Origin of the sequence: Endozoicomonas elysicola, assembly GCF_000710775.1 — a bacterium.
GTDB lineage: Bacteria > Pseudomonadota > Gammaproteobacteria > Pseudomonadales > Endozoicomonadaceae > Endozoicomonas > Endozoicomonas elysicola.
Genome location: NZ_JOJP01000001.1, coordinates 5,130,742 through 5,145,196 on the forward strand (window position 1 = coordinate 5,130,742; position 14,455 = coordinate 5,145,196).

Annotated in this window: 10 protein-coding genes and 1 pseudogene; 4 read left to right on the top strand and 7 right to left on the bottom strand. The window is 47.5% G+C overall.

Annotation, left to right across the window (positions count from 1 at the left end; translation table 11 throughout):
• Nucleotide 1: 1 nt before the first annotated feature.
• Nucleotides 2-352 carry a pilin gene (locus tag GV64_RS26210; protein WP_428829081.1) on the bottom strand — a complete coding sequence of 117 codons (351 nt, stop codon included), beginning with the start codon at nt 350-352 and terminating at the stop codon, nt 2-4.
• Nucleotides 325-439, bottom strand: a pseudogene (locus GV64_RS26340) (pilin); the annotation flags it as partial. The gene GV64_RS26210 and the pseudogene GV64_RS26340, both read right to left, overlap by 28 nt.
• 411 nt (nt 440-850) lie before the next feature.
• Here GV64_RS26340 and GV64_RS21620 point away from each other — a divergent pair.
• Nucleotides 851-1,315, top strand: a complete 465-nt coding sequence (locus tag GV64_RS21620) for a hypothetical protein (RefSeq protein ID WP_020582347.1) — start codon at nt 851-853, stop codon at nt 1,313-1,315.
• Between the two features lie 206 nt (nt 1,316-1,521).
• On the opposite strand, the gene GV64_RS21625 is transcribed toward GV64_RS21620, so the two are convergent.
• Both GV64_RS21625 and GV64_RS26215 read right to left on the bottom strand, forming a co-directional pair.
• Nucleotides 1,522-2,055: an REP-associated tyrosine transposase gene (locus GV64_RS21625; RefSeq protein WP_020582348.1), complete on the bottom strand. Its 534-nt coding sequence runs from the start codon at nt 2,053-2,055 to the stop codon at nt 1,522-1,524.
• Between the two features lie 600 nt (nt 2,056-2,655).
• Nucleotides 2,656-3,162 (bottom strand): pilin, encoded by a 507-nt coding sequence (locus GV64_RS26215; RefSeq protein WP_020582349.1) that lies wholly within the window; start codon nt 3,160-3,162, stop codon nt 2,656-2,658.
• A gap of 876 nt (nt 3,163-4,038) precedes the next feature.
• Here GV64_RS26215 and pilB point away from each other — a divergent pair.
• Complete coding sequence (gene pilB / locus GV64_RS21635; protein ID WP_020582350.1) at nt 4,039-5,748, top strand: type IV-A pilus assembly ATPase PilB; 1,710 nt, start codon at nt 4,039-4,041, stop codon at nt 5,746-5,748.
• Between the two features lie 179 nt (nt 5,749-5,927).
• On the opposite strand, the gene putA is transcribed toward pilB, so the two are convergent.
• Both putA and GV64_RS24910 read right to left on the bottom strand, forming a co-directional pair.
• Nucleotides 5,928-9,134 carry a bifunctional proline dehydrogenase/L-glutamate gamma-semialdehyde dehydrogenase PutA gene (gene putA / locus GV64_RS21640; RefSeq protein WP_020582351.1) on the bottom strand — a complete coding sequence of 1,069 codons (3,207 nt, stop codon included), beginning with the start codon at nt 9,132-9,134 and terminating at the stop codon, nt 5,928-5,930.
• Nucleotides 9,135-9,969: 835 nt separating this feature from the next.
• Complete coding sequence (locus tag GV64_RS24910) at nt 9,970-10,341, bottom strand: hypothetical protein (RefSeq protein ID WP_034844447.1); 372 nt, start codon at nt 10,339-10,341, stop codon at nt 9,970-9,972.
• A 362-nt stretch (nt 10,342-10,703) separates the two neighbouring features.
• Here GV64_RS24910 and GV64_RS24915 point away from each other — a divergent pair, with 362 nt between their 5' ends.
• On the top strand, nt 10,704-11,453 hold the full coding sequence (locus GV64_RS24915) for a polyadenylate binding domain-containing protein (protein WP_152554153.1): 750 nt from the start codon (nt 10,704-10,706) through the stop codon (nt 11,451-11,453).
• Between the two features lie 342 nt (nt 11,454-11,795).
• On the opposite strand, the gene GV64_RS21655 is transcribed toward GV64_RS24915, so the two are convergent.
• The gene (locus GV64_RS21655; protein ID WP_020582354.1) at nt 11,796-12,845 is read right to left on the bottom strand and encodes a PLP-dependent cysteine synthase family protein; all 1,050 of its coding nucleotides are present in this window, start codon (nt 12,843-12,845) and stop codon (nt 11,796-11,798) included.
• Between the two features lie 297 nt (nt 12,846-13,142).
• Here GV64_RS21655 and GV64_RS21660 point away from each other — a divergent pair, with 297 nt between their 5' ends.
• Complete coding sequence (locus GV64_RS21660; RefSeq protein WP_020582355.1) at nt 13,143-14,282, top strand: CCA tRNA nucleotidyltransferase; 1,140 nt, start codon at nt 13,143-13,145, stop codon at nt 14,280-14,282.
• Nucleotides 14,283-14,455: the final 173 nt, after the last annotated feature.

Genomic DNA, 14,455 nt, shown 5'->3' on the forward strand with positions numbered 1-14,455 from the left:
CTTAAGGAATATCGGCGTAGGCCTCTGTTGCACACAGGTCAGCACTACCGTTGGTTGCAGAGCCAGCACAAGTTTTTGCCCAGGTCCACTGACCGGTAGCAGCAGCTAGCGTTGGTGTCAGGGTTATTGCATCGGTTCCAAACACAGTTGCTGCACCCGGAGTGACTACGATAACGCCATCGGTAACACTGGTCACTCGGCCAGCTGCAGGAGGAATACCTTCAGCTCCGCCATCACAGCTAGCAAGCGCTTCACTCTGCAGGCAGATGCTGACAGCAGTCTGATAAGCCTTAGCCTCTGATATTGCTGCAGTAGCTTCCGCATTACGGGTATAGTTTTGATACTGTGGAATCGCAACAGCAGCCAGAATACCGATGATCGCCACAACGATCATCAATTCAATCAGGGTAAAACCTGATGCTTTACGGATATCCGACATCCTTGTCTTCATAATATTATCCTCGACCAATGAGTTTCTTTGCCAAATTTGCTGAAGTCCATTGCTCAATCTGTCGGCACCGACCTACAGCCCTTTAAATATTAGAGTAGTTAAGATTACGAACAATGATTTTCTATTCAGTACAAAATCCAGAAAACACCCATTAAATAGAGCCACAAAACACCTGACACAAATATCCGAAAACCCCACACAACCTATTATTTTAATTAAAAAAACTAAAGATTTAACCAATTTATGGCTCATTCTTATTATCACAGCCCATCGTGAAATATCCCCAATCACTCCTTTTTTGACATATCAGCTATTTTTTTTTGCCATTCGTCCGATAGCCAAAGTAATGACACTTTTCTTATTTAAGACGTTATTAAAGAGCGACTAAAGAAGGCTGATATGGCTATTCAAAATAAGACCTTAGTAAATAACAGGCTAGGTTCATTGCTATCCCGAGTTGGTATATTATCGATCATCGCGTTATCAGCTCTTATTACCGGATTTATCAGCCTTCAGTTCTTTTACCAGCAGAAAGTCGATGGTTATTTCTCCGACTTGGCTATTCACACTTCCTTAACCGATGAAGCAGCCCTGATCATCAGAACAAAAGATCATTGGATCACCACAGCTGGTCAGCACAGGGAAACCTACAAGCCTCTGCTGGCCAAAGAGCTGGGAGAATACCGAAATCATCGTTATGTAGGTTGGTTTTCCAGTTACGAGGATTGGTTAAGAAGCAATGATGGGTTGCCTTTTACTTTAATGTACGAAGTTCAGTACGAGCATGGCATCAGTCAGGAGGCTTTTTTCTTTAAGGGAATAGTACCTGCGAGACTGATGGCCAGAGAAGTAAATATCAACTAATTGTTCTTTGTGCCCTTGCATGACCTCCTCGTTCCCACGCTCCGCGTGGGAATGCATACCCGCCCCACCACCGGAAGCGTCCAACCGCCTTGCACCGATTTTAGATTCATTACAGATCTCCGGGTAGCGCCAGAAACTGGTCAACCGGTTCACTGTTCAACAAGTATGCTATGCATTACCACACTGTAGAATGGACGTGCGCACACTCACCAAACTGTGATCACATCCAGCAAACGGTCCTCACACCCAGCATAATTCCGGGCACTGGAATAACGCCAATGCTCCGGAAAATCAACATACCCACGCTTTACCGGATTCTGGTGAATATATTCCACCTTCTGACTCATCATATCTTCATCAATGACCCATTCTGGACGAGAGCCTTCCTGCCAGAACTGAAGCACCCGATCTGATTTATGTTTCTTCTTATAAAAAGCCAACTGATCAAGAATGGTACTGACCTTTCGCTGCTTTAGATAGTCTATCAGCTGTCTGGCCGTATAAGCCTTGAACCTGGCAATATCTTTGTCCAGCTGTGGACTTTGAGCTAATAAATGAAGGTGATTTTCCAGTATCACATAGGCATAGAGCCGAAACTCCTCCTCCATCAGCCAGCGCAGAGAATCCAATAAAATGGCTACCGTATTCTGACGGGTAAACACCGGTATCCAATGAAGCACTGTAAGGGTAAGAAAATGAGGTTTATCTGGCTGGGTGAATGTATAACGGCTACGCCCCATTTATTGACCTTACGTTTATTGCAAGTAATGGTCATAGGACAGGAGGAAATGAGAAGAGTTCACTTACCCTCGTCCCCATGCTTTTAGGCCCTGTGAGTCCAACTTGGGAATGCATACGGGAATTTACAGACACGCTCATAGCAGATATTTTGCCGAGAGCTCGGGTAGGCATTCCCACGGAGAACCCTGGGAGCGCGGTCATATCACCTACTCTCGTTCCCATGCTCTGCGTGGGAATGCATACGGAAGTTCGCAGACATTCTCGTCGCAGGTAATTGGAGGGAGCTTGGGGTAGGCATTCCCACGGAGGACCGTGGGAACGAGGTTATACGGGAATTTACAGACCACGCTCATCGCAGATATTTTGCCGTGAGCTGGGGTAGGCATTCCCACGCCGGAGCGTGGGAACGAGATCATGTAATCCAGATTTCCAACTAAGGAAGAGGTTGCGAGTTATTCATCCCGTACTTTCACCCCTCGTTCCCATGCTCCGCATGGGAATGCATACGGGAGTCCGTAGGCTTTTCTGTAGTCGGTGTTTTTCTAGGAAGTTGGGGTAGGCATTCCCACGCCAGAGCGTGGGAACGAGGTCAGGTAAGATCAACCGCAGTTGATACCTCTTCCAGGTGTTCCTGTGCTCGCAGCAACAGCAGGGTTAACTCCTGCCTCAAGAGCAACCGCAGCAACATCTGCATTGCAACCAGTACCAGACATAAGCCAATCAATAGCACCATCGCGTGTAAACGGTGTCATGATAACTGTAAGCTCAGCATTCGCAGCAGTTCCGTCAGTTGCAGTAGTTTCAAGAGTGATAACACCATCATCAATTGCCAATGAGTTCACATAGCTGATAGTAGCACCAGCATTGTCTGCAGCGATCGCAGCAGGAATATCACGGGTAGCAGCATCACAACCAGCCATTGTTCCAGTTTCTTGGAAACACATAGCTACGCCAAACTTATATGAAGAAATACCCGCGACAGCACCAGTAACAATAGATCTCTGGGTGTAGTTCTGATACTGAGGAATTGCCACAGCCGCCAGAATACCGATAATCGCCACAGCGATCATCAATTCGATCAGAGTAAAACCCTGTTGTTTTTTCATCTTACCTGTCCCCCAGGAACGTAAAATTTGCCCGTAATAAGCCCTATGACTTACTTAAGGCACCAGAAGTTTGTGTACCTGCTGTCGTCCGTTCCCTGAACAAATCTTAAGAGTCCGCCTGAGTAATTTCGACGCTACGAGCCTGATAAACAACCCGGATAACGCACAATATTCTCCGACGGTCTCCTCAAGACGGTTGCAAAAATACAGTGAGCGCCAAAGAGTGACTGAAAAAGATGACAAAGAGATGAACCTGGTAGACTACCAACCTATGACACTTCCCATTTCTTCTTTTTAACTATCCTGCGATTCTGTAACAGCCCTGCTAACCTCCTGTTTCCCCCGCCGGAAATCATCTACAGAGTGACGTATTTTTATCCAACGGAATGAGTACGCTGGCAACAATATCACGGCAATCACAGCCTCTCAAGAGGCTTTACGCGTAGCCGTTGGCCTATGTCAACCAGAGCACATTTTTACTGTGTAAAACTGTCGTATTTCACTCGACAATTAAAGTTCTCTCGTTCCCACGCTTCGCGTCGGAACGTATACCAAAACGACAATGTATAACCTATCCACTCAGCCTAAGCTCTGACACAGCAGAACAATTAATGCAGCAACCCGGAGCCTGTGGAGTTTTCTGCAACTGCGGCTGGCGTTCCCAAGCCCCATGGGAACAAGGGCTGACTCCCCACCTACGCAACTCCCGCAAAAATGGCGTATGCCTGTTAATTCGGGTGGCGTCTCCTTTAGGGAGCAGGCCTACGTAGCTTTTCGATCTCTGTGCCCCCACCACAAACCCCTTAACTATCCGCCATTTATGCTGATATATTACTTGTTAACCACGAATTTAATTCCTATGGACAGACACGGGTTATGGCAAATAAACCTCTGACTGGGCTGGCTGCCCGCCTGCTGGCCGATCAACTGATGGATGAGGCCTCTATTCACGAAGCTGAAGCGGCCGCAGCTAAAGCACAAAAGCCCTTTTCCCGGTATTTGCTGGAAAAAAAGCTCGTAGACCCCAAAGCCCTGATGCTGGCCACAGCAGAAGAATTTGGCCTGCCCGTTCTCGACCTCAGTGCTTTCGATAAAGAGCACATTGCCAAGGGCGAGGTACAGGAAAAGCTCATTCGTAAACATAGCGTGCTCCCACTGATCAAGCGGGGATCGCACCTGTTTGTGGCCATCTCCGACCCTTCCAACCATCAGGGGCTGGATGAAATTCGCTTTAATACCGGCCTGACCATTCATTCGGTATTGGCTGAACCCGCCGTGTTGGAGAAGATGATTGAGACGTCTCTGGATGATACCGGAGATGCCTTAACGGACCTGGGTGATGAAGAGTTTGGCGATCTGGAAGATCTGGAAGTCAGTGCCGTTGACGATGCCGCTGATGATGTTCAAGGTGGGGATGGGAAAGATGACACCCCGGTGGTTAAGTTCGTCAACAAAATGCTGCTTTCCGCCATCAAGGGCGGTGCCTCAGACCTTCACTTTGAGCCCTATGAGAAAGCTTATCGGGTACGTTTTCGGACCGACGGCATTCTCTTTGAAGCGACACGCCCACCGGTCTCACTGGGGCCAAGAATTGCCTCCCGCCTGAAGATCATGTCGGCCATGGACATTTCCGAGCGCAGAAAGCCTCAGGATGGCCGGATAAAAATGAAACTGTCGAAAACCAAGGCCATCGACTTTCGTGTTAACACACTACCCACGCTGTGGGGCGAAAAAATTGTACTGCGTATTCTCGACCCCTCCAGTGCCAAGATGGGGATTGATGCCCTGGGCTATGAAGAAGTCCAGAAAGCCATGTACATGACGGCGCTTCATCAGCCACAGGGCATGATTCTGGTTACCGGCCCAACCGGCTCGGGAAAGACGGTATCGCTTTATACCGGTTTGAATATTCTGAATACCACCGAACGAAACATCTCCACAGCTGAAGATCCGGTGGAAATCAACCTGGAAGGTATTAACCAGGTTAACGTAAATCCCAAGCAGGGCATGGACTTCAGTCAGGCACTGAGAGCCTTCCTGCGTCAGGACCCGGACATCATCATGGTGGGTGAGATACGGGACCTGGAAACAGCCAACATTGCGATCAAGGCTGCACAGACTGGTCACATGGTACTCTCCACCTTGCACACCAACAGTGCTGCTGAGACTCTGACCCGTTTGCAGAATATGGGGGTACCCTCATTCAATATTGCGACGTCAGTCAGCCTGATCATTGCCCAGCGTCTGGCTCGAAGGCTCTGTAATAACTGCAAAACCAAAGTTAAAATCCCCAAAGAAACCCTGCTGGAAGAAGGTTTCACAGAAGAACAGGCAGCCAATGCAGAGATTTATGGCCCTAAAGGCTGTGATAACTGCAATAACGGCTACAAGGGCCGTGTAGGCATTTACGAGGTGGTGGCTATCACACCCGGCATGCAACAGATCATCATGGAAGAAGGGAATTCTCTGCAAATCTCTGCGCAGGCCGAGAAAGAAGGATTTAACAACCTTCGCCAATCAGGATTGCTCAAAGCCTTGCAGGGTGTCACCAGTCTTGAAGAAGTTAACCGGGTAACTCAGGATTAACCCTCACGCCCGCACCTTAGGCTGTCGCGAAAGCCTGGAACCACAAAGAGCACTAAGACCAGAAAGCAACCTTTCCCTTAGTGTTCTTCGTACTCTTTGTGGTTCCAGAAAATGCTTTAAGGTAATCCTTTCGTACTTTGCAACAACCTCACTCTGTATAGATACAAAGCATCAGTTTTTCACAAAGACTCACTTCCTAAAGAGAGCAGTGTGGCATTACCACCAACGGCCGTTGTATTAATCGAGACGGTTTGCTCTGTAGCAAAACGCAGCAGATAGTTTGGCCCACCCGCCTTCGGACCAGTACCTGAAAGCCCCTGACCACCAAATGGTTGAACCCCAACTACAGCCCCTGTCTGGTTCCGGTTAATATAGATATTCCCGACCTTAACCCGCTCTTCAATATACGTGGCAGTCACTTCATTACGGCTATGTATCCCCAGGGTGAGTCCATACCCCGTACTGTTGATCTGATCAATCACCTCCGGCAACGCTTGTGCATCATAACGAATAACATGGAGAACAGGGCCGAAGTGTTCCTTCTCCAGCTGACCAATATGGTCGATTTCAAACGCCACTGGCGCAACAAAACTGCCATTGGAGCAAGCAGCTGGCAACTCACACTCAAACAGCAGCTTTGCCTCTTTTTTCATTCTCTCAATATGCGACTGAAGAGACTGCCGGGCTTTTTCATCAATAACAGGACCAATATCGGTTGAGTGAAGGCTAGGATTACCAATAGACAGTTCCTGCATCGCTCCCTGCAACAAAGAGATAACCCGATCGGCAATATCTTTCTGTACATAAAGCACTCTCAGTGCAGAGCACCGCTGCCCAGCACTGCCAAAAGCTGACAGAATCACGTCCTTAACCACCTGCTCTGGCAGTGCGGTAGAATCCACAATCATGGCATTCTGACCACCCGTTTCCGCAATCAACGGTACGATCGGACCTGGACGATTGGCTAATGCCAGATTAATGACTCGAGCGGTTTCTGTGGAGCCGGTAAAAACGACACCCGCAATCCGAGTATCAGTAACCAGTTGATGACCAACCTTAGCACCAGCTCCGGGCAGTAATTGAATGACACCTCCAGGAATACCGGCCTGAAGCATCAGTTCAACCGCCCTGCCAGCAATAAGCCCCGTCTGTTCCGCTGGCTTGGCAATAACCGTATTACCCGCGGCCAATGCGGCGGTTACCTGCCCCAGGAAAATCGCCAGGGGGAAGTTCCACGGACTGATACACAGAAATACGCCCCGTCCGGAGAGCCGAAGTTCGTTAGACTCTCCAGTAGGCCCGCCAGTAGGCTCCGGCATCATCGTAGATGATGAAAATCGTTCTCGTGCCTGATTGGCGTAATAACGGCAGAAGTCTACCGCTTCACGCACTTCATCAATAGCATCGTGCAATGTTTTCCCCGCTTCCCGATGACAAAGGGCAACCAGTTCTTCACGGTTATCTTCCAGAAGATCAGCCAGCCTTTCCAGACATTGCGCACGTTCCTCCGCTGGCGTCGCATTCCATTTATAAAAGGCCGCGACAGCAACTCCGGCTGCAGTGTCAACCTGAGCGTCATCGCTCCACCTTAAATGACCTGCGAGTTGTGACCGGTCATAGGGGCAGGAGACTTCAGAAACCTCAGATGTCTGCGCAAGGTGTCCATCAACCCATGGCCCCTGATGCCAGTCATACTCCATAAAGCCCTGAACTTTCTGCTGGAATGTCTGCCACTGGCTTTCAATATCCACATTCACACCCAGTGAGTTTTTGCGTTTCTGTCCATATATATCGGGTGGGAGAGGGATTTGGTCATTCTGGAAACAGACCCGGCTCTTCAATGTTTCAACCGGGTGCTGAACCAGGGATGCAATAGGCGTTTTGGCATCCACCAGGCGGTGCACAAACGAGGAATTGGCGCCATTCTCAAGCAATCGCCGTACCAGATAAGGCAGCAAATCCTTATGACTACCCACCGGAGCATAGATGCGAACCGGATGGCCATGGTTGTCCAGCACCAGGTTATAAAGAGCATCCCCCATACCGTGAAGGCGCTGGAATTCAAAGTCATCTGTATTCTTATTATCAAGACCTGCCTGTTCTGCCATGGTAAGAATGCTGGCGACGGTATGGGCATTATGACTGGCAAACTGAGGATAGAGCGTTGCTCTGACAGGTTCTGACAACAGAAACTTCGCACACACCAGGTAAGCAACATCGGTTGCCTCCTTTCGGGTATACACCGGATAACCGGGAAGTCCCTGCTGCTGACAAAGCTTAATCTCACTGTCCCAGTATGCCCCTTTGACCAAACGAACCGGTATGCGGTCTCCCTGCTCCCGAGCCAGGGCTGACAGCCAGCACAGTGACGGAAGTGCACGTTTACCATAGGCCTGGATCACCAGGCCAAGCCCTCCCCACCCGCGACAATCCGGGTGTCGATAAACCCGCTCAAACACTTCCAGAAATAGCTCATGACGATCCTGTTCCTCTGCATCCATATTAATGGCAACATTGCCCGCCCTGGCTTCACGCACCAGATCCAGCAGCGCCGGTACCAGCTCCTGAAAAACCCTGTCTTTTTGTGAAACTTCGTAGCGTGGGTGGAGAGCAGAAAGTTTGATGGAAATCCCGGCCCGGGAGGAACTTTTATGATCAGGCTCGGAAGCTACAGCCCTGATAGCTGCAAGGTATTCGTCATGGTAACGCCGGGCATCTTCCATCGTCAGGGCAGACTCACCTAACATATCAAAAGAGTAGGTATACCCTTTGTCTCGTTGTTTTAGACCATTCTTCAAAGCCTCTGAAATGGTGCGCCCCAGCACGAAATGACGCCCCATAATTTTCATAGCCTGATTGACGGCCTGACGAATCACCGGCTCTCCCATCCGATTCACCAGCTTTCCGATAACTCCTCCGGCAGAGCCATCTTCACCAGCTTCAAGGTTTACCACCTTACCCGTTAATAACAGTCCCCAGGTAGATGCATTAACAAGAAGCGAATCACTCTGGCTTAAGTGTTTCTTCCAGTCAGCCACACTCAACTTATCACGGATCAGAGCATCAGCCGTTCGATTATCAGGAATACGCATCAAGGCTTCGGCCAGACACATCAACAGGATACCTTCCCGAGTATCCAGACTATACTGCAACAGCAATGCATCAATCATATGAATGCCATCATCACTTTCCCTGACTTTCTCAATCATCCTGCTTGCTCTGCTGGCAATAGCGGTATAATCACTGGACTGAGCATCCAGCACCTCGACCAGCGCCTGCAACCAGGAAGCCTCATCAACCGAGTAATGAGGAGAGATTATCGACCAGAGCTCAGCCGGACTCTGCTGGACACTGTCTACAGTGAATGCATCTTTCGCCTGGAACATACCCTTCTCCGATGGGAGAGTGCAGAAAAAGTCAACAATGCTGCACCCAATAATTCTAAAAGTTTATTTTGAATACCTGTCACTCTTCCTGAGCACTTATTGGTTTCCTGTTATCTGTACGACAATACTTAATTTAATACATATACACATAAGAACCAGACTAAAACACTAAACCCTCATGATAAATTAGCAAATACAGTATGCTATAAACGACACGACTCCCCAATAACAAAACAATCGTAATAATCTTACGCTGGTACTGGTAGTCGGTACATACGAAAATTTCATCAACAAACGTATAGAACAATATCCCTACGATATAAACGAAGTTTATTGGACATCCAGCATTTTTATTCTCAGAAATCAGCCATAATATATTTAAGTACTTTCACACATTAAATAAAAGCAATAAATCAGCACCTAAACAAAAGTTCAGAACATGCCAGTCCATACAAACAACATTTTTCTAAAACAAGAACAGTTACAGGCAAGTAAAAAAGTCATCTGTCCTATAATCAACAGTGAGAAAAAGCTCACAAAATAAATATTCACAAGAAAACAAACCAGACAAAAAAAACACTATATAAGTGTAAAAAAATAATTACTAATTGATATAGAACCAATAACTTCACTGCCTGTCGAATGTTGTCGCCATCTCGGCAAAAATGAGATCCGTCACAATTTTAAATCCAAATTCGTTCATCATTTAATAAGGATTCAATAATGAGCTTTCCTTCAGTTCAACAACCGCCGGTAGCGGCGTTTAACCCTAGTTTGCAGAGTGGCCAGCTCCAGCAGCCCCAACAGCAGGGGCAATATGGTGGCTATAATAACGTTACCCAAAACCCAAACCCACAGAATCAGATGACCGTGGGGCAGCAACAATACAATCAACCGCCTCAGGGTCAGGGCGCATACCATCAACAAAATGTTGCAACAGCCCAGCCCCAAACTTATGTTCAAGGCCAGCAACCACCAGTTCAAGGCCAGCAACCACCAGTTCAAGGCCAACAACCACAAGTTCAAGGGCAACAACCACAAGTTCAAGGGCAACAACCACAAGTTCAAGGGCAACAACCGCAAGTTCAAGGCCAACAACCGCAAGTTCAAGGCCAACAACCGCCAGTTCAAGGCCAACAACCGCCAGTTCAAGGCCAACAACCGCCAGTTCAAGGCCAACAACCACAAGTTCAAGGGCAACAACCACAAGTTCAAGGCCAGCAACCTGGAACTCAACCGGCCCCGAGTGATAATCAAGGCTCTAACTGGTTTGGCGTAGACGTTAAAAATCTCTTTAGCAATAAAACCTACGAACAAAGAGGTGAAGCTCGTCCATCGATTTATAACCAACCTCCGCAACAGCAGTCACAGAACCAGCAACAACAGCCGGTTACTAACCCGCAACAACAGCCGGTTACTAACCCGCAACAACAGCCGGTTACTAACCCGCAACAACAGCCGGTTACTAACCCTAACCAGCAACAACAAATGCCTGTCGGTGTTCACCAATCTTTACAACAACAGCAGTATGTTCAGCCGCAGACTCCCCAGCCCACTCAACAGTCTGTAATGCCTCAATATACGCAGGCTCCTAACCCACAACAGATGGCTCCTAACCCACAACAGATGGCTCCTAACCCACAACAGCTGGCTCCTAACCCACAACAGCTGGCTCCTAACCCACAACAGCTGGCTCCTAACCCACAACAGATGGCTCCTAACCCACAACAGCTGGCTCCTAACCCACAACAGATGGCTCCTAACCCACAACAGATGGCTCCTAACCCACAACAGATGGCTCCTAACCCACAACAGCTGGCTCCTAACCCACAACAGCTGGCTCCTAACCCACAACAGCTGGCTCCTAACCAGCAACAACAGCAGATGCAGAACCCACCGCAAGCTGTGCCATACCAGCCTAACCCTGCCTTGCTGCAAGAAGCCAACCAAAATGTTGCTAATTTAGCGCAAGCTTTGCAGGGGCAGGGATCGGGACAGAATCAAACGTCTCCGGCTAGTGAAAAATCGATAACACTGGAACAGCAGGTAGCTCAGAATGTTAGCCATCAACTGGAAACGCAGTATAGACCTCTGGTAAAAGGCTCTGAGGACTTCTTAGCAAAATATTATGGCTCCCAACCACAACCACAATCAGCTACGACGCCAGCACCTGGGCAGCCTGCTGCACAAAATGAAAATACTGAGCCTAGTTTTGATCAGATGAAGCAAGCCGTCATGGAAGCTATGCTCAAGCATGATCAACAAAAGGCTCAAGCAAAGGCTCAAGCGATGTTGAACCTAGGTGGAGGGAATAGCTAAGTTTGATCTTAAATCCATAATTCTACAATAAAACTAGTCTGATATTCTGCGGTCGCTGGTTTGCGACCGCTTTTTATTCAAAAACCTATAATCTCTGCATAAGCACCTGGATGCTTTGCACTAAGTTTTCTCTCATACAGACGGGTAATCAATTCTTGCTTATTCAGTGAGTCAACTAATGTCATGCATCAATACCCGTCACCTTTCTATTGCTGGCTGCACTCACGGGAACGGCAGCTTGGCCTGATCACCTACTACCTACTATTTGTATTGTGGGCTCACGGGACTTTGCTTACCTGCCGCAGCGTATCTACTTGAAATCCTTTGAGTATATGATGCCGCTCATCCTGCCAACTGCGAAAGCTTATCTAACCATGGCTGTATATCTCCCACTTGGGCGACAACCCAGTCAGGGTTATAACAAGTATCAAGGTAGCGGTCACCAGGGTCACACAGTAGAGTAACTATAGACCCCTCCTTATTACTTGATTGCATCTCTGTGGCGATTAGCAGGGCACCATAAAGATTCGTCCCTGTACTTGGGCCAGCCTTTCGGCCAAGAATCGTTTCAAGCCAGTGAATGGTTGCAATAGCCGCTGCATCAGGTACCCGACGCATATCATCAACTACACCGGGAATAAACGATGGCTCAACCCTTGGACGACCAATACCTTCTATACGAGACCCCTGATCGATGGTCAGACTATTGTCACCACTGAGGTAATAGTCCATAAACACGGAATGATCAGGATCGACAACACATAACTTGGTATCCAGCTTCTGATATCGAATGTATCGCCCAATGGTGGCAGACGTACCACCGGTTCCCGGGCTCATCACAATCCAGCTTGGCACAGGATATTGTTCAGCCTGCATCTGCCGAAAAATGGAATCCGCAATATTATTGTTACCTCGCCAGTCTGTCGCTCGCTCAGCATAAGTAAACTGATCCATATAGTGCCCATTCAGCTCTTTGGCCAGCCGCTGAGACTCTGCATAAATCTCACTGGAACAATTGACCAGATGGCACTGTCCACCATAAAACTCAATCTGTCGTATCTTTCGGATTGATGTAGATCTGGGCATCACTGCGATAAATGGCAATCCCAGCAGTCGGGCAAAGTAAGCTTCAGAAACAGCAGTACTTCCTGAAGAGGATTCAATAATGGTTGTATGCTCATTAACCCAACCATTACAGATAGCGTAGAGAAATAATGATCGAGCCAGACGATGCTTCAGGCTACCAGTGGGGTGTGTACTTTCATCCTTGAGGTATAAGTCAATCCCATTTAGCCTCGGAAACTCCAACCGTATCAGGTGTGTGTCGGCACTGCGCTGAAAATCAGCTTCAATTTTGCCAATGGCTTCGTTAACCCACTGATGACAACTCATAACCTTACCCTCCCTTCAGGGCTAAAATACATCCATATGAACTTATCGGGCAGGAAAAGCTTCATCAGAACCATGAATGCTTTCGCACGCTTCTATACCCGACCAACTAGTAATGAGTACTTTATTCTTTTCAATAGAGAAAAGTATTTCAAAACATTCCTCAATCTCTTGTTATTTAGAAAAATACCCCCCCTAAAACCACCTAAAATAAAATAATATTCTACATAGAGAAAACCTCACCACGTTTTGCTATAAAAACATCTCTTACTTCTTTTATATCTGGAATAGTCCTCATTTATGCAAATATATAAGGTGGGTGGTGCAGTTAGAGACAAATTATTGGGTTTGCCGGTTAAAGACAATGACTGGGTTGTGGTTGGCGCCACCCCAGAGCAAATGAAAAACAAAGGTTATCAACCTGTTGGGCGAGATTTTCCGGTATTCCTTCATCCTGAAACCAAAGAGGAATATGCCCTTGCCCGAACTGAGCGTAAAACCGGTCACGGTTATGCCGGTTTTAGTTTTTATACTTCCTGCGACATTTCGTTGGAAGAGGACTTGCTGAGACGAGACTTAACCATCAATGCCATGGCGGAAGATCAGTCTGGGAACATCATTGACCCATATGGTGGTCAGGACGATCTAAAAAGCCGTCAGCTACGCCATGTATCTCCCGCTTTTCAGGAAGATCCACTTCGAATTCTCAGGGTTGCCCGATTTGCAGCAAGGCTCGCTCCACTTGGCTTTCATGTTGCTGAAGAAACATTTGAACTGATGAGAAACATGGTTAAGAGCGGTGAAGCATCCCATCTGGTACCGGAAAGAGTTTGGCAGGAGACATCGACCGCACTGATGGAACTCACCCCTTCTGTCTACTTTGAAACCCTGGAAAGTTGCGGCGCTCTTCAAGCCGTACTGCCCGAATTCAAGCCCTTTATCCATAGCCAGACTTTACAACACCTTAATCTGGCCGCTCAGGCAAACAGCACAGCACTGATACGGTTTGGTTGCCTGTTCATCCCTCTTTTACCACAAACCGAAGCCGCAAAAATCAATAACATTCTTAGTATTCAAGCAATTACATCCAAGCTGCGCCCACCTGCAGAGTATGCAGACATGGCTCTTCTGGTAACAGAACACTCTGACAGGATTATTTCTATTTCCCGAAGCCCAGACGCCGAGTCCCTGATGTCCCTGTTTGAAGCAACCGATGCCCTGCGGCGTCCAGAGCGCTTCACCTGCCTTTTAACGATTCTTTCGTACAGCTTTGAAACAATCAAGCTTGGAAAAAACCAAATCATTGAACTCTTAAATGATTGTTTAGCAATTAAAGCCAGAGATATTATCTCTAAAAAGATTAAAGGAAAGGCAATCGGCGAAGCGGTAAGAAAGAACAGACTCCAATGGATTGAATCAAAAATCCACCAGAAAAAATAAGTTTGTTATTTAAAATCATAACATTAAGAGCAATTGAAGTTTACTCCATGCTCTTAATGCTTTTCCAAGATACATTACAATGCCTGGTATTTCATTAATTAATATCAAACTGGAACAAAACTCCAAACAAACTGTCCAAACGTTCAGTCAATAACAATTGATGCAATTAAATC

Excerpts from the sequence above, each read along its gene's own strand:
- GV64_RS26215 (WP_020582349.1), bottom strand. The coding sequence starts at position 3,162 with ATGAAAAAACAACAGGGTTTTACTCTGATCGAATTGATGATCGCTGTG.
- pilB (WP_020582350.1), top strand. The coding sequence starts at position 4,039 with ATGGCAAATAAACCTCTGACTGGGCTGGCTGCCCGCCTGCTGGCCGAT.
- GV64_RS21625 (WP_020582348.1), bottom strand. The coding sequence starts at position 2,055 with ATGGGGCGTAGCCGTTATACATTCACCCAGCCAGATAAACCTCATTTT.
- GV64_RS21655 (WP_020582354.1), bottom strand. The coding sequence starts at position 12,845 with ATGAGTTGTCATCAGTGGGTTAACGAAGCCATTGGCAAAATTGAAGCT.
- GV64_RS24915 (WP_152554153.1), top strand. The coding sequence starts at position 10,704 with ATGCCTCAATATACGCAGGCTCCTAACCCACAACAGATGGCTCCTAAC.
- GV64_RS21620 (WP_020582347.1), top strand. The coding sequence starts at position 851 with ATGGCTATTCAAAATAAGACCTTAGTAAATAACAGGCTAGGTTCATTG.
- GV64_RS21660 (WP_020582355.1), top strand. The coding sequence starts at position 13,143 with ATGCAAATATATAAGGTGGGTGGTGCAGTTAGAGACAAATTATTGGGT.
- putA (WP_020582351.1), bottom strand. The coding sequence starts at position 9,134 with ATGTTCCAGGCGAAAGATGCATTCACTGTAGACAGTGTCCAGCAGAGT.